Source organism: Paenibacillus plantiphilus (assembly GCF_927798095.1).
Lineage (GTDB): Bacteria > Bacillota > Bacilli > Paenibacillales > Paenibacillaceae > Paenibacillus_Z > Paenibacillus_Z plantiphilus.
The window spans coordinates 40,981-59,330 of sequence record NZ_CAKMMF010000017.1; the positions used below are offsets into that span (position 1 = coordinate 40,981).

At 51.1% G+C, this 18,350-nt stretch carries 23 protein-coding genes; 18 read left to right on the forward strand and 5 right to left on the reverse strand.

Features of this window, described 5'->3' with window-relative positions; translation table 11 throughout:
- Positions 1-33 precede the first annotated feature (33 nt).
- The 4 genes from L6H65_RS15510 to mntR all read left to right on the forward strand — a co-directional run bounded on the left by L6H65_RS15510 (position 34) and on the right by mntR (position 3,086).
- Positions 34-846, forward strand: a complete 813-nt coding sequence (locus L6H65_RS15510; protein ID WP_236343502.1) for a metal ABC transporter ATP-binding protein — start codon at positions 34-36, stop codon at positions 844-846.
- On the forward strand, positions 830-1,633 hold the full coding sequence (locus L6H65_RS15515; protein WP_236343503.1) for a metal ABC transporter permease: 804 nt from the start codon (positions 830-832) through the stop codon (positions 1,631-1,633). Before L6H65_RS15510 ends, L6H65_RS15515 begins: the two co-directional genes overlap by 17 nt.
- Positions 1,634-1,678: 45 nt before the next feature.
- A complete protein-coding gene (locus L6H65_RS15520) occupies positions 1,679-2,389 on the forward strand; it encodes a cytochrome c biogenesis CcdA family protein (RefSeq protein WP_236343504.1) in 711 nt (236 codons plus the stop codon).
- 271 nt (positions 2,390-2,660) lie between these two features.
- A complete protein-coding gene (gene mntR / locus L6H65_RS15525; RefSeq protein ID WP_236343505.1) occupies positions 2,661-3,086 on the forward strand; it encodes a transcriptional regulator MntR in 426 nt (141 codons plus the stop codon).
- A gap of 844 nt (positions 3,087-3,930) precedes the next feature.
- Here the strand turns inward: mntR and L6H65_RS15530 are convergent.
- Both L6H65_RS15530 and L6H65_RS15535 read right to left on the reverse strand, forming a co-directional pair.
- On the reverse strand, positions 3,931-4,218 hold the full coding sequence (locus tag L6H65_RS15530; RefSeq protein ID WP_236343506.1) for a hypothetical protein: 288 nt from the start codon (positions 4,216-4,218) through the stop codon (positions 3,931-3,933).
- Between the two features lie 37 nt (positions 4,219-4,255).
- Positions 4,256-5,155: a DUF1385 domain-containing protein gene (locus L6H65_RS15535; protein ID WP_371877705.1), complete on the reverse strand. Its 900-nt coding sequence runs from the start codon at positions 5,153-5,155 to the stop codon at positions 4,256-4,258.
- Positions 5,156-5,409: 254 nt separating this feature from the next.
- Between L6H65_RS15535 and L6H65_RS15540 the strand changes: the two genes are divergently transcribed.
- From L6H65_RS15540 to L6H65_RS15560, 5 genes are all read left to right on the forward strand, one after another.
- Positions 5,410-5,925 carry a YqhR family membrane protein gene (locus L6H65_RS15540; protein ID WP_236343508.1) on the forward strand — a complete coding sequence of 172 codons (516 nt, stop codon included), beginning with the start codon at positions 5,410-5,412 and terminating at the stop codon, positions 5,923-5,925.
- A gap of 90 nt (positions 5,926-6,015) precedes the next feature.
- Positions 6,016-6,477 carry a type II 3-dehydroquinate dehydratase gene (gene aroQ / locus L6H65_RS15545; RefSeq protein WP_236343509.1) on the forward strand — a complete coding sequence of 154 codons (462 nt, stop codon included), beginning with the start codon at positions 6,016-6,018 and terminating at the stop codon, positions 6,475-6,477.
- A gap of 40 nt (positions 6,478-6,517) precedes the next feature.
- The gene (locus L6H65_RS15550; protein ID WP_236343510.1) at positions 6,518-7,591 is read left to right on the forward strand and encodes a M24 family metallopeptidase; all 1,074 of its coding nucleotides are present in this window, start codon (positions 6,518-6,520) and stop codon (positions 7,589-7,591) included.
- 31 nt (positions 7,592-7,622) lie between these two features.
- Positions 7,623-8,180 (forward strand): elongation factor P, encoded by a 558-nt coding sequence (gene efp / locus L6H65_RS15555; RefSeq protein WP_236343511.1) that lies wholly within the window; start codon positions 7,623-7,625, stop codon positions 8,178-8,180.
- A 134-nt stretch (positions 8,181-8,314) separates the two neighbouring features.
- Positions 8,315-9,568: an aspartate kinase gene (locus tag L6H65_RS15560; protein WP_236343512.1), complete on the forward strand. Its 1,254-nt coding sequence runs from the start codon at positions 8,315-8,317 to the stop codon at positions 9,566-9,568.
- 66 nt (positions 9,569-9,634) lie between these two features.
- Here the strand turns inward: L6H65_RS15560 and L6H65_RS15565 are convergent, their stop codons facing one another.
- The 3 genes from L6H65_RS15565 to comA form a co-directional block, all read right to left on the reverse strand.
- Positions 9,635-10,096 carry a DUF441 domain-containing protein gene (locus L6H65_RS15565; protein WP_236343513.1) on the reverse strand — a complete coding sequence of 154 codons (462 nt, stop codon included), beginning with the start codon at positions 10,094-10,096 and terminating at the stop codon, positions 9,635-9,637.
- Between the two features lie 90 nt (positions 10,097-10,186).
- Positions 10,187-10,897 (reverse strand): 2-phosphosulfolactate phosphatase, encoded by a 711-nt coding sequence (locus tag L6H65_RS15570; RefSeq protein WP_236343514.1) that lies wholly within the window; start codon positions 10,895-10,897, stop codon positions 10,187-10,189.
- 42 nt (positions 10,898-10,939) lie between these two features.
- On the reverse strand, positions 10,940-11,800 hold the full coding sequence (gene comA, locus L6H65_RS15575) for a phosphosulfolactate synthase (protein WP_236343515.1): 861 nt from the start codon (positions 11,798-11,800) through the stop codon (positions 10,940-10,942).
- Between the two features lie 196 nt (positions 11,801-11,996).
- On the opposite strand from comA, the gene L6H65_RS15580 reads away from it, so the two are divergent.
- The 9 genes from L6H65_RS15580 (at position 11,997) to L6H65_RS15620 (ending at position 18,228) form a co-directional block, all read left to right on the forward strand.
- Positions 11,997-12,263: a YqhV family protein gene (locus L6H65_RS15580; RefSeq protein WP_236343516.1), complete on the forward strand. Its 267-nt coding sequence runs from the start codon at positions 11,997-11,999 to the stop codon at positions 12,261-12,263.
- A 151-nt stretch (positions 12,264-12,414) separates the two neighbouring features.
- Positions 12,415-13,431 carry a stage III sporulation protein AA gene (spoIIIAA, locus tag L6H65_RS15585; protein ID WP_236343517.1) on the forward strand — a complete coding sequence of 339 codons (1,017 nt, stop codon included), beginning with the start codon at positions 12,415-12,417 and terminating at the stop codon, positions 13,429-13,431.
- Entirely contained in the window at positions 13,424-13,942 is a 519-nt protein-coding gene (gene spoIIIAB / locus L6H65_RS15590) for a stage III sporulation protein SpoIIIAB (protein ID WP_236343518.1), read from the forward strand. Before spoIIIAA ends, spoIIIAB begins: the two co-directional genes overlap by 8 nt.
- Positions 13,943-13,957: 15 nt before the next feature.
- Positions 13,958-14,161, forward strand: coding sequence for a stage III sporulation protein AC (gene spoIIIAC, locus L6H65_RS15595; RefSeq protein ID WP_236343519.1), 204 nt, complete (start codon positions 13,958-13,960; stop codon positions 14,159-14,161).
- 32 nt (positions 14,162-14,193) lie between these two features.
- Complete coding sequence (gene spoIIIAD, locus L6H65_RS15600) at positions 14,194-14,589, forward strand: stage III sporulation protein AD (protein WP_236343520.1); 396 nt, start codon at positions 14,194-14,196, stop codon at positions 14,587-14,589.
- Between the two features lie 6 nt (positions 14,590-14,595).
- The gene (gene spoIIIAE / locus L6H65_RS15605) at positions 14,596-15,885 is read left to right on the forward strand and encodes a stage III sporulation protein AE (RefSeq protein ID WP_236343521.1); all 1,290 of its coding nucleotides are present in this window, start codon (positions 14,596-14,598) and stop codon (positions 15,883-15,885) included.
- Positions 15,886-15,906: 21 nt separating this feature from the next.
- Positions 15,907-16,758, forward strand: coding sequence for a stage III sporulation protein AF (spoIIIAF, locus tag L6H65_RS15610; RefSeq protein ID WP_236343522.1), 852 nt, complete (start codon positions 15,907-15,909; stop codon positions 16,756-16,758).
- 109 nt (positions 16,759-16,867) lie between these two features.
- Positions 16,868-17,503: a stage III sporulation protein AG gene (gene spoIIIAG / locus L6H65_RS15615; protein ID WP_236343523.1), complete on the forward strand. Its 636-nt coding sequence runs from the start codon at positions 16,868-16,870 to the stop codon at positions 17,501-17,503.
- A gap of 35 nt (positions 17,504-17,538) precedes the next feature.
- Positions 17,539-18,228, forward strand: coding sequence for a SpoIIIAH-like family protein (locus L6H65_RS15620; protein ID WP_236343524.1), 690 nt, complete (start codon positions 17,539-17,541; stop codon positions 18,226-18,228).
- Positions 18,229-18,350: the final 122 nt, after the last annotated feature.

Genomic DNA, 18,350 nt, shown 5'->3' on the forward strand with positions numbered 1-18,350 from the left:
ATTTAGAAGGCGCGGAAATGGGAGTGATTCTTAATGCGTGCTGATCAGCAGCAAACGGTATGTCATCAGAATGTTATTGAGTTGTCGAACATATCATTCTCTTATCAGCAGAAGCCTGTACTTGAGAATGTTCAATTTGCCCTGCGGGAGCGGGATTTCGTCGGATTAATCGGTTCTAATGGCGCGGGAAAAACAACGCTGCTGCGCATTATTGTCGGGCTGCTGAAGCCTGACAGCGGCACGGTTAATCTATTCGGTCAGCCGATCGGACAGTTCCGCGATTGGAATCGGATCGGTTATGTGCCGCAGAAGAATGCTTTCAATCCGCTCTTCCCTGCTACCGTCCGCGAGGTCGTCATGTCTGGGCTGTACAGCCGCAATAAGCTGTTCAGAAGGGTAACCAAGGCCGATGGGATCAAATGCGATGAAGCGCTTCATGCTATGAATATAGAGGATCTGGCAGGCAAGAGGATTGGGCAGTTGTCCGGAGGCCAGCAGCAGCGAGCCTTTCTGGCGCGCGCCATGATCAACAATCCGGCGCTTCTAATTCTGGATGAGCCTACAGTCGGCATAGATGCGGAGACGCAGCAGGATTTCTTTCATCTGATCAAACATATGCACCAGCATCATAATATTACGTTTCTAATGGTTTCCCATGATCTTGACATGATTCGTTCTTATTTGGGTGAAGAGCCTAAGGGACAGAGCGGCAAGCTTAAATTCTATGTTAAGCATTCGCATGAAATTGAGGATTGTGTGGAAACGAACTTGACGCATAGCCTGAAGGATCTGCGTCATTCCATGGAAAGAGAGAAAGTGGGCGCAGGGCTTGGAAATCATAACTAGCGAGTTTTTTCAAAGAGCGCTTATTGGCGGCGTTCTTATCGGCATTACCGCGCCGCTTATGGGCCTTTTTCTTGTGCTTCGCCGACTGGCGATGATCGGAGACACATTGGCGCATGTGTCCATTGCAGGTGTAGCATTAGGTTTTCTTATTGGCGTATATCCAATAGGTGTCGGTCTCGTATTCGCGCTAGCCGCGACATTCGCAATCGAGAAGCTGCGCAAGGCGTACAAGTCCTATGCGGAGCTATCGATTGCTATTATTATGTCAGGAGGAGTAGCGCTTGCCTCCTTGCTGTTCTCTATGGGCAAAGGGTTCAACGTCAGCGTCAGCGGCTATCTGTTCGGAAGCATTTACACACTCGACGATACAGATCTTCTGCTGATCGGGATCGTTACGATTATTGTACTGGTTGCTGTTTTTCTGCATGCCAAGGAGCTGTTTCTGCTCAGCTTTGATGAAGACGCCGCTGCGGTAAGCGGTCTGCCAACACGCTATTTCAACTTTCTGATTAGCATTCTGACAGCCCTTGTCATCAGTGTGTCGATCAAAATTGTCGGTGCGCTGCTCGTTTCGGCGCTGCTGACGATACCTGCTGCCTGCAGTCTCGTTATTGCCAGAAGCTTCAAGCGCTCTGTCATTACTGTTGTCATTATCGCAGAGCTTGCGGTTATTGGGGGCCTTATTATTGCCGGGGTGTGGAATCTCGCTCCAGGCGGCACGATCGTTCTACTGCTCATTGCGATACTTCTGCTGCTTTTATCCATAAGGCGCAAATTCAGCGCTTAACATCCATGTTATGAAATTCGTCAACAGGTTAGGGGGACTCACACAATGACCGAAGTTACGGTTTGGGCTGCATTTGGCGCCGGTATCGCATCGTTCATATCACCTTGCTGTCTGCCGTTATATCCTTCGTATCTCTCTTACATAAGCGGTGTGTCCGTTACCGACTTGAAGAGCGAGAATCCAGGCAAAGAAGTTCGAATGCGGACAATGAGCCATACGCTGTTCTTTATACTAGGCTTCTCCATCGTTTATTACACGCTTGGTTATGGAACGAATGCGTTTGCCGAGACTTTCTCAGAATACCAGGGACTTATACGCCAGTTGTCTGCCGTGCTCATTATTGCAATGGGGCTGTTTCTGATGGGACTCATTCAACCTAAGCTGCTGATGAAGGAACGCAAGCTGCCGATTAAGCTGAAGTCGGGGTATCTCGGATCTTTCGTGTTCGGCATCGGCTTCTCGGCTGGCTGGTCGCCATGTGTCGGTCCGATTCTTACAGCGATTATTCTCTATGCGGCTTCAGAGCCGGGTACATGGTTCCAGTTGACGACTGCGTATTCTTTAGGCTTTGCTATTCCATTCTTCGTATTGGCCTTCTTCATAGGCTCGACGAAATGGATTGTGCGCTACTCCAATATTATGATGAAGATCGGCGGAGCGATTATGCTGTTGATGGGTATTCTGCTCTTTACCGATCAAATGACGAAGATCACGATATGGCTGAATTCCATTACACCGGAATGGCTGAAGTTCTAAAGTTAAATGAAATAATCGATTACAGCATCGGGACAATGAAGGAAGATGCGCTCCGTAATGAACATGCGGAGCGCATCTGCTTGTTCATTGGGAAAGACATGACATACAAATGAATGAATGGTCTCATGGTCTCTCTGTTTGATCCCATTTCAGGTTGGTTGCACAGGCGGGCTGCGCACCAAACATGGAAAGTTCCGTGTCGCAGGTTGCAGCAGGTGACTGAGCAGTGTATGATACTTAATGAGTAATAAGGAGAACGGAGGTTCAGTTAATGCCTACGCCCAGTATGGAAGATTATTTGGAGCGGATATACAAACTAATTGACGAAAAAGGGTACGCACGAGTTTCAGACATAGCAGAAGGCCTTGAAGTGCATCCTTCATCTGTCACAAAAATGATCCAAAAGCTGGACAAGGACAATTATCTCATCTATGAGAAGTACCGTGGATTAGTATTGACCAATAAAGGGAAGAAGATGGGCAAACGACTCATGGATCGCCATGAATTGCTGGAGTCGTTCTTAACCATAATCGGTGTGCAGGAAGAGAACATCTATCAGGATGTTGAAGGTATAGAGCATCATCTAAGCTGGGATTCCATAACTTGTATTGAGACGCTTGTGGAATATTTCCGCAGAGACCCCAATCGTACACAGGAGCTTCTCAGCATTCGAACAGAGCTCGATAACAGCGAATAGTCTGCTTAGCCCATTAAACTTCATTGGACAAAGCATCGCCATAGCGCCAAATGAGAATGACATTCAACTGGACCTCCAGTCAGAATGTCATTTTGCGTTTATCGAGCTTCAAGCTGTCCATCGTTTCATCGTTTCATCGTCCCATCGTTCCTCGTGTCGCCTTTCCGCGCTGTAACACGGTATTTGAAGCTGCCGCGATAGCCGATGAGGATTCTTCAACACCTTGTCATCTGTAAGATGTTTTTTCAAGCTTACAGCGTGCCTCGCTCGACTTTTTCGTGCTGTAACGCGGAATTTCCGTCTTACGGAGACAGCCAAAGAGGATTCTACTGCATTTTGTCATCTGTAAGATGTTTTTTCAAGCTTACAGTGTGCCTCGCTCGACTTTTTCGTGCTGTAACGCGGAATTTCCGTCTTACGGAGACAGCCAAAGAGGATCTACGATGTCCTGTCATCTGTAAGATGTTTTTTCAAGCTTACAGCGGCTGCCTGCTGCCATCACATATTGCCGCACAACAGACTGGGAGCAGTATTTGGTGGTTAGACTGCATGTGATGCAGGACCTAATTAGAATATGAAGGGAACGGCCATTGTAGAGGGTAACATCGTTAACATCGTAGACGTCATGAGGGGGGGAATATGTGATGGTACGAGTCCACGTGATGGACAGCCTTTGTGCTGCCATGCAATACCGTGCTGGGAGCTGCGAGGTTGGTGCAAATGGGAGAGAGAAGTATGAATAAAGGGCAACCAGCAGTCTCTGGTTGCCCTTTAATACGAAGGAGAGTGTCCCGCAGCAGTCTGGCTACTTGATATGCTACGGGGCAGCCTCCCTAAGAAGCTGTTAATGATATTTGGGCAAGTTGTCGTCATCCTTGCCGCCTTCAATGACGCGAAACGGCATGTTTTTGCGTGTTTTGGGCTTGGTCTGCTGTGCTTCGCGCCGTGTAGACGATTTGCTGTAAGGCTTGGCGCTTGATGGCCGAGGCGGGAACTTATACAGCAGGAAGATGACACCGAGAATGACAACGGGAATTATGAGTTGTACAGGATTACCGACCGTCTGCGCAATCAGACCAATGACAATGAGTGTCAGAATAACGATTAACAACGGACTCCACTTTCGAGGCATTCCACTCATCCTTTCTACCCGAACGGTTCATTAAGGTTTATGCTTTGCCCATTTGCCGATCAAGCTCCAGCATCCGGTTGAATGAAGCGATAGAGACAGCTACCTGCTCGTCAGTCGGTTCCTTCGTCGTAAGCTTCTGGAGCCATAATCCTGGATACCCGAGATAACGCAATACCGGCAAATCACGAAGAGCATTCGTGAAGCGAAGCGTCTCATAGGATGCGCCTAGAACGACCGGCAGCAGCAGGATGCGCAAGTAAATTCTTTCCCACATGGAATCCCAATGGAAGAAGGAGTATACGATAACGCCAACCAATACGGAGAATACGATAAAGCTGCTTCCGCAGCGGTAATGCAAACGGGTATATCGTTGGACATTCGCAACTGTGAGATCAACACCGGCTTCATAGGCACTTATCACTTTATGCTCCGCGCCATGATATTGGAACAGTCTTTTGATTAGCGGCGTCAATGAGATGACATATAAGTATCCTAACAGGAAAACAATTTTGATAAGGCCTTCGATCAGGTTGTGTATGACGATATTCAGATTGCTTCCGCCGAACAGCAGCTCCTCAATCGCTGCGGGAACAACGGTAAAGGCGATCTTGCCAACGACGAATGAAATAATACCGGCAACTGCTACGCCTACGATCATGCTCAGGCTCCAGCCGCTCTTGCCTTCCTTTTCCTTCTCGGACGCTTTGGCTTGATCCTTCTCATCCGTCAGCTCGTCCTCTGCATAAGCTTCCATCGAAAAATTCAAGTGCTGCGAGCCTTTGGCGCTTGATTCCAGAATGGCTACAACGCCTCGCAGCAGCGGTATTTTTTTGAGCTTCTGCACCCATGACTTTGACGTACGGGGCACTTCGTAAAATGCGATTTCGTCATTCTTGCGGCGAACGGCTGTGACGTTAACGTGTTTGCCCGCAAACATGACGCCTTCAATGACGGCCTGTCCGCCATAAATGTTTCGAGAATCCTGCGACAAGGGCGAATCACCATCCTTTTTAGCTGCTTCTGTATGAATTGATCATTTATATCCTATTGTACTTGATTCTCAGAGGGAATGCGAGCAACTGGATTTGCCTATTCAAGTCCATCTATCCGTTTACGAAAGAGTCATTAGCGCATACTATCCTTCAAAGACCATTCTATGACCGCAATAGATGTCAAATTGGAGGCTTGCATATGCGTTTAAAACAGAAATTGCCGCGTCAAAAGAAACGTTCCCATCGCACCAACGCATTCCTGTACTGTGTTCGATTAGGTTTTTTTGCAGGGCTGTTCTGGGGTTCATTCCGATGGCTGATGTATGTGATCCATTTCACGAAGGTCATTCCGGCTTTTTTGGCAGAGCCGTTCTTCCGCACCAATTTTCTGGTTACGGCATGGGGACATGTCATCGGCATTGTCTTCTTTATCATCTTCTCGATGGCGGCAGCGCTGCTCTACAAGCTGCTGCTGGGGCGGATGACCGGACCACGGGCGGGTATTGCATACGGCATGCTCTGGTGGGCAGTGCTGTTCGTCGGCATCGGTCCTTTATTGAAAATGATGGCTCCGCTTAACAAGCTGGGCTTGGATACGGTCATATCGGAATTTTGCCTTTTTTTAGTATGGGGACTGTTCATCGGCTTTACGATTGCATTCGAATTTACGGATGAAATGTCAAGGGAGCCGATGGATGCGCAAGGGGCAAAATAACGCCCGTTCCATCGCCTGGCGGAAGCTCTTCTCAAATCATGGTGCTTTGTGGTAAAATGTCTAATGATCTAAGCGCCGGGAGGACCTAACATGATTAAGATACTTGTATTAAACGGACCGAACTTGAACATGCTTGGAATTCGCGAGCCCGGGGTGTACGGAACAACAACGCTTTCTAGTATCGAGACGCTCATTAGGGAGTCCGCTGCTGCGCTTGGCGTGGAGACGTCATTCTATCAATCCAACCATGAGGGCTTTCTCATTGATCGCATTCATGAGTCTTACGGCAAGATGGCCGGGATTCTGATTAATCCCGGCGCGCTGACGCATTACAGCTATGCCCTGCGTGATGCTTTGGGGGCTGTAGCCATTCCTTTTGTCGAAGTTCATCTGTCCAATATTCATAAAAGAGAAGCATTCCGGCATGTGTCTGTTACAGCGCCTGTCGCTCTTGGACAAATCGCCGGTTTCGGAGCACACAGCTATGTGCTGGGACTTACTGCGCTTGTGCAGCACTTGAATCCGCAGGACGTGGATCAGGAAACGGTCTAGCTACTCGTCCATTAGTCTTGGCATGATGAAAGGGTGGATTATGACGAACAGTCGAGTTGAAGGTGTAAGGAAGAAGCTGAATGAACGCCAACTGGACGCCATTCTTGTTACGAATTCGATAAACCGCCGTTATGTAAGTGGATTTACCGGAACCTCGGGAGCGCTTCTGCTTTCTCCGTCAAATAACTGGCTCATTACCGATTTTCGTTATATGACACAGGCGCCGCAGCAGGCGGCCAGCTTTAACGTTGTTGAGCAAGCGTCTTCAATCATTGCAACGGTCGCTCAATTAGCGGCTGCTGCGGGTATCGCAAGACTCGGGTTTGAGCAGGATCATGTCGTTTACAGCGAGTATTTGGCCTGGCAGGAGGCTCTTGGCAGCATTGAACTTGTTCCTGTCTCTGGCGTTGTTGAAGGCCTGCGCATGATCAAGGATGATGCAGAGCTTGCAGTTATGCGGGATGCGGCTGCTCTGGCAGACGATACATTCCGGCATATTCTGGGCTTCATCAGACCGGGGATCAGCGAGCGGGCGGTTGCACTGGAGATGGAGATGTATATGCGGGGCAAGGGCGCAACTTCGAGCTCGTTCGAGACGATCGTCGCTTCAGGCGAACGATCTGCGCTGCCGCATGGCGTTGCCAGTGACCGAATTATCGGAATGAATGAATTTGTAAAGCTTGATTTTGGCGCTTATTACGGCGGTTATTGCTCTGACCTGACACGGACAATTGTCGTTGGCGCACCGACAGAACGGCACAAAGAAATTTACGCCATCGTGCTGGAGGCGCAGCTGACTGCACTCGCGGGCATCAAGCCTGGCATGACGGGACGCGATGCGGATGCTCTGGCAAGAGATGTCATCACTAAATACGGATACGGCGATCATTTTGGACATGGTACGGGACACGGTCTTGGGATGGAAATTCATGAATCTCCACGCCTGTCGAAGACAGGAGACATCGTTCTGGCACCTGGCATGACAGTTACCGTTGAGCCTGGTATTTATATTCCGGGATTCGGCGGTGTCAGAATCGAGGATGATATCGTCATTACAGAAACAGGAAATTCGTTATTAACCTCTTCTCCGAAGGAGCTATTCATTCTGGGTTGAGTGCTTAACATAATTTAGGAGGTTGTCAGCAGTGATATCAGTTAACGATTTTAAGACAGGTCTGACCGTTGAAGTGGACGGCGATATTTTTACAGTTCTTGATTTTCAGCATGTTAAACCGGGTAAAGGAGCGGCTTTTGTTCGTTCCAAGCTCAAAAACCTGCGCAACGGCAATACGGTTGAGCGGACATTCCGTGCAGGCGAGAACATTGGACGCGCGCATGTCGAGAACCGTGCCGTACAATATTTGTACAACTCCGGAAGCGAATATACGTTCATGGACAATGAAACGTATGACCAATTCACGCTGGATAAGAAGCAGCTGGAATGGGAAATTAATTTTCTGAAAGAGAACATGACAGTTAACATCTCCAGCTACCATACGGAGATTCTCGGAATTACGATGCCTAACAGTGTAGATTTGAAGGTTGTTGAGACGGAGCCAGGCATTAAGGGCAACACGGCAACGGGCGCAACAAAGAATGCAACAGTCGAAACAGGACTGAATGTGCAAGTGCCGCTCTTCATTAACGAAGGCGATGTTCTTCTCATCGATACGCGGGAAGGCAAATATATCTCTCGGGCGTAGTTTCTTCCTTGCTTGACATTATTCAACCGCTCGGGCGAAAGCCCGGGCGGTTTTGTCAGTGCCCAACAGGGTGTCCTTATGCTATAATCTTTATTTGATGATTGTGATATGAATACGTTGGGAGTGGATCAGCGTTGTCGTTGATAGTAATGAAGTTCGGCGGCAGCTCCGTCGGTTCGACAGAACGGATGCAAAGGGTCGCAAGACGGATTGCCGATTATAAAGAAGCCGGCCACAAGGTGGTTGTAGTCGTTTCAGCTATGGGAGATACGACTGACGATTTGATTGATAAGTCGAAGGAACTGAACGCTAATCCTCCAGCACGCGAGATGGATATGCTGCTCACAACAGGGGAACAAATTTCTGTTGCGCTGCTATCGATGGCGATTCACAGCATCGGACATCAAGCGATGTCCTTCACGGGCTGGCAAGCGGGATTCCGGACGGAAGCGGTTCACAGCAAAGCGCGCATTACCGATATTCAGCCGGACCGGCTGTTTAAAGCGCTGGATGAAGGGAATGCGGTCATCGTTGCCGGTTTCCAGGGCATGACGGAGGATGGCGAGATTACGACATTGGGTCGGGGAGGCTCGGATACGACGGCTGTTGCTCTTGCGGCAGCGATCAAGGCTGATGTATGCGAAATTTATACCGATGTCGATGGCATTTATTCAACAGATCCGCGTGTCGTCAAGTGCGCGCGCAAGCTGAATGAGATTTCGTATGACGAGATGCTGGAGCTTGCCAATCTGGGCGCAGCAGTGCTGCATCCGCGTGCGGTTGAGTATGCCAAGCACAACAACGTGCGTCTGGTCGTACGTTCAAGCTTTACGCAAAATGAAGGGACGAGTGTGAAGGAGGAAGCGGTCATGGAGCAGGGAGTTGTCGTACGCGGCATTGCTTTTGACAAGAACGTGGCAAGAATTAGCATTTTGGGCGTGGGAGATGTGCCGGGTGTGCTCGCTAAAGTATTCGGAGCGCTTGCATCCAGCGGCATCGACGTGGATATTATCGTACAAAGCGGTGTGCAGGACGGCAAAGCCGATTTTGCGTTTACGGTATCGCTTGACGATAAGGATCGTGCAATTGGCGTCGTAGAGAGCATCAGCAGCGAGGTTCCTTACCGTGAAGTGACGTCGGAGGACAATCTGGTGAAAGTATCGATCGTTGGCGCGGGTATGGTGAGCAATCCAGGTGTCGCAGCCAAAATGTTCGAAGCGATCTACAACCTTGGCGTTAGCATCAAAATGGTCAGCACATCGGAAATCCGCCTATCCTGCATCATTGCAGCCGAGCCGGTTCAAGACGTAGTGCGGGCCCTGCATACTGCTTACGGATTGGATGCCGCTGAGCAAGCCTTCGTAGGCGGACCGCAGGATCGCCGCTAGATGAAGACAGTTATCTCATAATAGTAGGCCAACCATAGATTTGCTGGTTGGCCTTTTTATTTGGAGCTAGAGCCGGTCGGAGACAAGACTGAAGAGCTTGAACAGGATCGCCGTAATACCGGCGGCCATAAGCGGTCCAACGGGAATGCCGCGAAAGAAGACGATGCCGATTATGGAGCCGACCACAAGTCCGACGATGATCTGGGGATCAAACTTGAGCATCTCCAATCCTTTGCCATTAATATATGTCGCGGCAGCGCCGCCTGTCAGAGCGAGAATGCCCGGCCAAGAAGTGAGGGCGCTAATAATCTCTTTGCTCTGAATGCGTTCAGAAGCGAACGGGACGAGCACGCTGAAGGTGAGGAAGAGCAGACCGAGCTCCATGCCTCGCCGTTCAATCGTCGGCAGGTATCGTTCCAGATGGATTAATTTCACGATCAGCAATACGCATGCTGCCGTCGAGATGATCGGCGACCGGCCGACTAATCCAATAATGATGAGAATAACGAGTATGATTTGCCCGCTCATAAGGGAATGCTCCTCCAGCTTCTGAACTTCGCCCGCTGCTGCGCTCAGGGCGTATATCATTCATTGTATGGAACAAGCCCTCACGATATGTCAGCCGATAATAATCATATCGCCTTGCAATTTGGGGACGATGCTGCTGGTGTCGATTTGGGCGCAGCTGTCGATGTCCCGGCTGAACCCCATCTTGATCAGGCGTTTGCCAGAAGAGCTCCCCTTAAGAATTTCCGTGATGCGCTCCTTCGAGCTCTGATAGAATCCCTGCATCGCTGTACCGAAATCGTCTACATCAATAGAAGTGGAGGATAGAGCTTGCATTCGATCAATGATCATCCCGGCGCACAAGCCGTCTTCAAGGGCGAAATCATCGTGGCAGCCTGCACATAGCAGTACAACGTCCCGACGCAATTCCATAGCTGATCGCGCACAAGCAGATGCATTGAGCAGTGCTGCGGATAACACAAAATCAGCCCTCATCGCCTTATGGATCGCACGAGTTCCATTCGTTGTGGTCAAGACAAGGCGACGCCCCTCTACGATCTCCGGTGTGAAGTCCTCGGGCGAGTTGCCTAGCTCGAACCCTGGAATTTTGCGGCAAAATCGTTCTCCGGCAAGTGTGTATCCCTGCCGCTGAAGCGTCCGTGCCTCAAGCACGGTTTCAACAGGGTAGATGCTGGCTGCACCAGCGCCCAATGCGGTCACCATCGTACTGGTTGCTCGAAGAACATCGATAACAATCGCTGTCCGATGTGTGAAACGGTCTGCCCTCGCCTCGTTGACGCTTGATATGACTTCAATACGCATCGCTTAATAATCCGCCTTCCATTGTAGCTCTTATTAACTCTGTCAGATCATGTAATGCAGCAGCTCTTCCTGCTGTTTGCCCAAGCTAAACGTATCTGATCGCAGTCCGCGCCGCATCGTTTCCAGCGTCAGTGTATCACTAGGCGGAATATTGCCGAGATGAACATTGGCGCCGAGCATGCACAGCAGCAGCACCTGCTGATTCTTCAGAGGGGCTTCCCACATGATGCGGCTGAAATCAGGGATGATGCGACAGATCGAATCCAGCACGTCCTCGCGGCATTCTCCATCCTCATCGAATAATCCGACACCCTTTCCAGATTCACGCGCTTCAATCGTTACAAGCTCCGCGCCTGCGTTCCAGTCTGCATCTGCTGTGAACGCGAGCTCATCGGCCTCAATGATGGAGCCGGACAGCTTCTTGCCATATTCGGACACGACGCGCAGACCGCTTCTCACACCTTCACGAATAAGCGCGGAGCGTTGCTGCCGCGATAGCTCAATCGTTCCGTCTGAAACCTCGATACCGTTAAAGCCTAGTCGGCATACCGTTTCGAAGAATGCAGGAACCGCCTCCTGCTGAACAGCAGCTTCAAGCAGAGTGCCGCCTGGCATGACAATGAGGCCATGGCGTTTGGCAAGCTCGATTTTATTAAGCAGAAGGTCTATGGGATACAGTGGAGCTGTGCCAAAGCCGAGCTTCAGGCAATCGATATAGCTGCCAGCGGTCTCTAACAAATCTGTGAATGCATGCATGCCCAAGCCTTTGTCTATCACCATGGTTTGTCCTCGTCCGGCCATCTTCTGTTGAGGCTGTCTGCACGCAGTGCGGCAGAACATCTCTCGCATGCTGCTCGGATCAAGCAGCGAAGCGGGCCAAGCTGTACGGGTATCGGATCTCATGAATTAATCTCCTCGCTTATTCTCACGTTTACGTGAAGAACTACTTTTCATATTCGAGTGCAATATATGCAACCATGCGGGGGCGTGTGCCCAATTAAGCGTGCCAATCGATGGATTTGCCGGTCTGAATGATAGACAAGCCAGCATATGCTTTCCTATAGACCGGTTATGTCAAATGAAAGAGGAGGAGAGAAGTGTGTTTAATAAAATCGTGCTGACGATGTCTTCCCTTCGCTTAATGTCCGGAACGATTGAGATATTCGCAGCACTTCTAATGCTTCGGTTGAATGAGATTGACAAAGCGCTAGCCGTAAATTCAACGCTTGCGCTTGTTGGGCCGCTTGTTCTCATAACGACGACGACCATCGGTCTTGTCGGCCTGTCGGATAAGCTGTCCATGGGGAAATTCATCTGGGTGGTCGCAGGAGTCGCTTGTCTTCTTATCGGCATCTTGAAAAAGTAGTTTTCAAGGATTAGGAGAGAGAAGCGTTAAACCGTTTGTCATAATTGACCTGCAACCGGCATAAACTTGGAAGCAACGATGGACAAACAGGCTCTATGAAACTACGAAAGCGCGAAAGCCGCTTCATCAAGCCGATTCGGGAGGAATGCATATGCTTCAACGCGTCGTGCATCTGCTGCCAGCCGAGCTAATCGCCGTCCTGCAGGGGATGCCTGAACAGTTGAGAGACAAGCTTGAAGAGATACGGATTCGTGAAGGACGCCCTCTTGAAGTCGGCTTCTGTGACGGATTCCGATTCATCGCTCCGAACGGTTCGCTAATGGCAGGGCCGGCTGAGGCGTACAAGCCTACGTCAGAGCTTTGCCGCAAACTGCTGGAGCGGGTTACAAACCATTCGCTGTATGCCATGGAAGAGGAGCTGCGCCGGGGCTATATTACAGCAGAGGGCGGACATCGAATCGGCATCGCCGGTCGTACCGTGCTGGAGGACGGCGCTGTAAGAGGCATTCGCGATGTTGCGGCGTTCAACGTTAGAATCGCCCGTGAGGTTGTCGGCGCTGCGGCGGGCGTTCTGCCCAAGCTGCTGGACATTGGCCGGAGATCGGTGCTGCCTGCATTGATCATCGGTCCGCCGCAGCAGGGCAAGACGACGCTTGTGCGTGATTTGGCCAGAGCGGTCAGCAGCGGGGCATGGGGTCATCCCAGAGCAGCGGGCTGGCAGGGGAGAAAGGTCGGCATTGTCGATGAGCGCTCCGAAATCGCTGCTTGCATTCGCGGTGTGCCGACGTTCAATGTCGGTCCGAGAACCGATGTGATGGATGCTTGTCCCAAAGCGGAAGGAATGATGATGATGATCCGTTCGATGTCGCCTGAGATCTTGATCGTGGATGAGATCGGCAGAGAAGAGGATGCGGATGCGATCCTTGATGCCAGCCACGCGGGAATTGCCGTTATAGCGACTGCACATGCCCGCGATCTGGATGATGCTCGCGGCAGGCCGGTGCTGCGCAGGCTGCTTGAAGCCGAAGCTTTCGCGGTTTGCGTCGAGCTGAAGCGGACGGCTGAAGGCTTGACGAGTCGTGTCGTGCCAGTTGCTGCAGCTGCAGCCGGCAGAGCGCCGACGGCACGGGAGCCGACAGCCGCTGCGGGAGGCGGAGCGCATGGTTAAGCTTGTCGGTGCGATGCTCATTCTGTTTGCAGGGACGATGATTGGATTTCAGCAGGCTGCGCGGTTTGCGGCGAGACCACGGCAGATTCGCCATATGATACAAGCGCTTCAGCGTCTTGAGACGGAGATTGGCTACGGCTATACGCCGCTGCCGGAGGCGCTTGCACGGTCGGCGGCCCATTTGCCCGAGCCGATCAGCTCGCTGCTAAGAGGAACGAAGGAACGGCTGGATGAAGCAGACGGCTTCACTTTCCGTGAATGCTGGGAGCGCTCCGTCACTGAGCATTGGCCGGGAACCGCGATGAAAGGAGCAGAGCAGGCGGCCTATATCAGACTAGGCTCCGCTCTTGGCATCAGCGACCGCGACGATCAAATCAAGCATCTCAAGCTGGCGATGGGGCAGTTGAAAACGGAAGAAGACGCGGCGCGGGATGATCAAGCCCGCTACGAGAAGATGTGGAAGAGCCTCGGCGTCCTCATCGCGGCGCTTGTCGTCATTTTGATCGTTTAGTGGGGTGCCGGATGAATGAACTTAGATGTTAGCGCGATATTCCAGATTGCAGGCATCGGCATTATCGTTGCCATGATCCATACAGTACTGAAGCAGATGGGCAAGGAAGACATGGCTCATTGGGTAACATTAATCGGTTTTGTTATTGTCCTGTTTATGGTTGTCAGGCTGTTGAATGATCTGTTTCAAGAAATTAAGACGATCTTCCTGTTTCAATAACGAGAGTGCAGTACAGGGCGGGTGAAAGTAGCGTGGAAATGATTCAGATCGTCGGCCTTGGATTAATGGCAACGGTGCTGATCCTGGTTATTCGGGAGCAAAAGCCGATGTTCGCATTTTTGCTCGCTGCTTTTACCGGACTGTTCATCTTTCTGTTCATGATCGGCAAGATCGAAGCGGTTATAACCGTTCTGGAAGGTCTTGCGGATCGATCGGGCATTCCGACCATCTATCTCAAGACGATTCTGAAAATAATCGGCATCGCATACATCGCAGAGTTTGGCGCTCAGATCGTACGGGACGCCGGCCAGGAAAGCATCGCCTCCAAAATCGAGTTCGCCGGCAAGGTGCTCATTCTCGTGATGGCGATTCCTATTATAAGTGTCATCATTGAAACTGTGCTCGGCCTACTGCCTGCGGGAGGGTAAAGCGTTATGCTGAAGCTGCGATTGCTCGGAATCACCGGGCTGAAGCTGCGATTGCTCCGAATCACTGTGCTGGTCATTTTGCTGCTTTTCCATCTGCTCTGGCTGCAGGCTGCTGTCGCAACAGCAGAAGTCTCTGCAAACGGCGGACAAGTTACCGGCATGGAGGGGAACGGCGCACCAGGGGAGGCGGAGTCTTCCAAGCTGTCCCGCTCACTGGCGGACGAGCAATTGCAGGGTATGGATATGAAAGCGGTGGAGAATTATTGGGACCGGTTGACGAAGGAGTACGGCGGATTTTTCCCTGACGGCGAAGTGCCCAGCTTTATGGAGATGATCATGCCGGGCGGTGAAGGGCTGAAGCTTGGTACTGTATTGAGCGGATTGTTCCGTTATGTGCTGCATGAGGTGCTGTATAATGGCAGGCTGCTCGTCACCATCGTCATTTTGACCGTATTCAGCATGATTCTGGAGACGCTGCAAACGGCCTTCGAGCGCAATGCAGTCAGCAAAGTGGCGTACAGCATTACGTACATGGTGATGCTCGTTCTCGCTGTGAACAGCTTCAATGTTGCCATCGGCTACGCCAAGGACGCCATCACCGGAATGATTCAATTCATGATGGCAATGATTCCTCTGCTGCTGACATTGCTGGCAACGATGGGGAATGTCATTACAGTTTCGGTGCTGCATCCTTTAATTATTTTCATGATCCACGCTGTAGGCACAGTGATTTATACATTGGTTTTTCCGCTGCTCTTCTTCTCGGCAGTGCTGTATATTGTCAGCTCGCTGACGGACAAGTTCAAGGTGACACAGCTTGCGAACGTCCTGCGCAATGTCGGTGTGGGGGTCATGGGCGTTATGCTGACGATATTTCTGGGTGTCATCTCGGTGCAGGGAGCGACGGGCTCTGTAAGCGATGGCGTGACGCTGCGGACTGCAAAATTTGTTGCCGGCAACTTTGTACCGGTCATCGGTCGAACCTTCTCTGACGCTGCAGATACGGTGATGTCCGCTTCCTTGCTCGTTAAAAATGCGATCGGAATCGCCGGAGTTATCATTCTAATCTTCTTATGTGCATTTCCGGCTATCAAAATATTAACTTTGGCGCTTATCTACAATGTAGCCGGAGCCATCATGCAGCCGCTTGGCGACAGTCCGATTGTCGGCTGTCTGCAAACGATCGGCAAGACGCTCATCTACGTGTTTGCCGCATTAGCGGCTGTGGGCTTGATGTTCTTCCTTGCTGTGACGATTATTCTGACGGCAGGCAATGCAACGGTTATGATTCGCTAGGGCGGGGGAGGAGGCGGCAGCATGCTCGGATGGCTCGCTGATTGGCTGAAGGGTATTATTGCAGTCGTGCTGCTTGCGAGCTTCATTGATCTTCTTCTGCCCAACCGGTCGATGCAGCGCTATGTCCGACTGGTTGCCAGTCTGATCATTCTGCTGACGATTCTGTCACCGATCATTTCCTTCTTGAAAGGGGATTTCGATGCACGGCTGGATGAGCGATTTGCAAGCTGGCTCAACCCCGCGCAAACGAAAGCTGTGCGCATGCCAACGCTTCAGGATATACAGCATGATGCGGAGGAATTGCGGCGCAAGCAGCAAGCAGCAGCAGCGGCATTGACGGAACGAAAGCTTGCGGAGGCGATGACCTTGCAAATTCGGCGCCTTGCAGGCGTGGAGGTTTTGGACGTGGCTGTAGTGCTGGCGAGACAGGGAGGCGGGGATGCCGATCACATGGAGGCTGCGCATATTGCCAAGGTAACTGTGACGCTTGCTGCGAAGGAGAAGCGGGGGAGCGGGTCAAGGAGCTCGGAGTCTGAGAGGGAAGCGGTCCCGGCTGCGGTTGAACCGGTTACTGTGTCCGTGCAGCTAGGCGAGATGCCGCAGGAGCTCGACTCGGAAGCTGGATCTGCACTAGCAACAGATGCAGAAGCGGAAACGGAAACAGATTCAGAAACAGATTCAGAAACAGATTCAGAAACAGATTCAGAAACAGATTCAGAAACAGAAGCCGCACTAGATGAAGGTTTATCGGAACGTTATGTCAAGGTTGAAGGCGAGGTCGCAGATGCCATTAGAGAGACGCTGCAGGACGGATGGTTCGTCGTCCCTGCGACCGTGCTGATAAGAGAAAAGAAGCGGTTGGATGAGCATTAGCTGCAAGCAATTAACCCTTGGTACGAGAAGTGGCACAGTATGACGGCGATTAACCAGACAATGCATGACGGGGCTTGTTGGGGCGGCAAGCCTGAGAGGAGAGACGACGGTGGCCAAATGGCTGGAAGGGCTGGAGTCGGCAGTTGGCGGGGGGCCAGGAGGTCCGAAAAGAGTAAAGTCTCTGCGCATTCTGCTCTTGATTGGCGGAATCGGGGCATTGCTGATGATCGTTAATTCGTTCCTGTCCTTTGAGACTGCAGAACCCGAGCCGCAAACCGATCCGTCGGCTGTATCTGATCAGGCGGCTTTTATGGGCGGGGGCTCAGGAGCGGAGGAAAGCTTCGAATCGATTGAGCAGCCGCTTGAAACGCGGATTAAAGATATTTTGGAAAAAATTGTAGGTGTAGGCGCTGTGGATGTGCTGGTCACGATCGATTCGACAGAGGAGATTGTCGTGCAGCGCAACGAGAAGGAGACCCAGCAGGTGACAAGCGAGAATGACAAGAACGGCGGCAAGCGCCATATCACCTCAATCTCCAAGGACGGTCAGGTAGTGATGTACGAAGCATCGGGCGACGAGACTCCTTTCGTAACGAAACGGATAAAGCCGCGAATTCGAGGGGTTCTTATCGTAGCCAAGGGGGCCGAGAATGGAACGGTCAGAAGTCTGATTATGGATGCAGTTGAGAAAGGGATCAGCGTTCCGGTTAACCGGATTTCGATCGTGCCGAGAAAGCATTCATAAAAAATAATAAAACATTTATAGGAGGCTGTTCACGAATGAATACGAAACGACAAACGATTTGGCTGGTATCCATGTTAAGCTTAATGGTAATTCTATCCGCTTACTACCTGTTTACAGAGGATGTTGATCCAACCAATGATATGCTGACCGAGGCGAACCAGGAAGAAAAGCTTCAGATGAGCGCGACAGAAGCAGCGACGGACAATACAGATAAGCTGGATGGCTTAACAGTAACGGAAGTTGAAGAATCCGTCGCCGAAGAAGCAGCGGCAAATGCGGCCACCGGCAAAACATTGGAAGCAGCGCCGGACATCGCTTCTTCGGAGAAGGCGGATCAGGAGGTGCTGCGCAAGCTCGAAGCGGCCGGCACGAAGGGCAGCATGTTCGACGAGCTGCAGTACAATCGGGACCAGAAATTCGCGGAGGAGAACAATCGACTGTACAGCATCATTTCCGATGCGTCGCAGGATGCGAAGGAAGCCACTAAAGCGGCAGAGCAAATCAACCAGCTTGAAGACAAGAGCTCCAAGAAAACCGGAATTGAAGAGGAGCTTACGAAGCAGTTCAGCAATGCGATTGTCGTAGAGGAGAACAATAACAAGTACAAGGTCGTCGTAGAGAGCGAGAAGCTCGAACGGAGCCAGGCGGACAGCATCGTGATGATGGTGATGAAAGAGCTGGCAGTTAGCGCGGACCAAGTATCTGTCCAATTCATAGCACCATAACCTCAGCAATTGTAGCCTTGCAGCTTATTACTGTAACGGGTTCCGTTTTTGGACTGCAGCACAACACTCCAGAAGAGATTAACAATGACAAGCCAATTGCAATAGAATTGGCTTGTCATTGT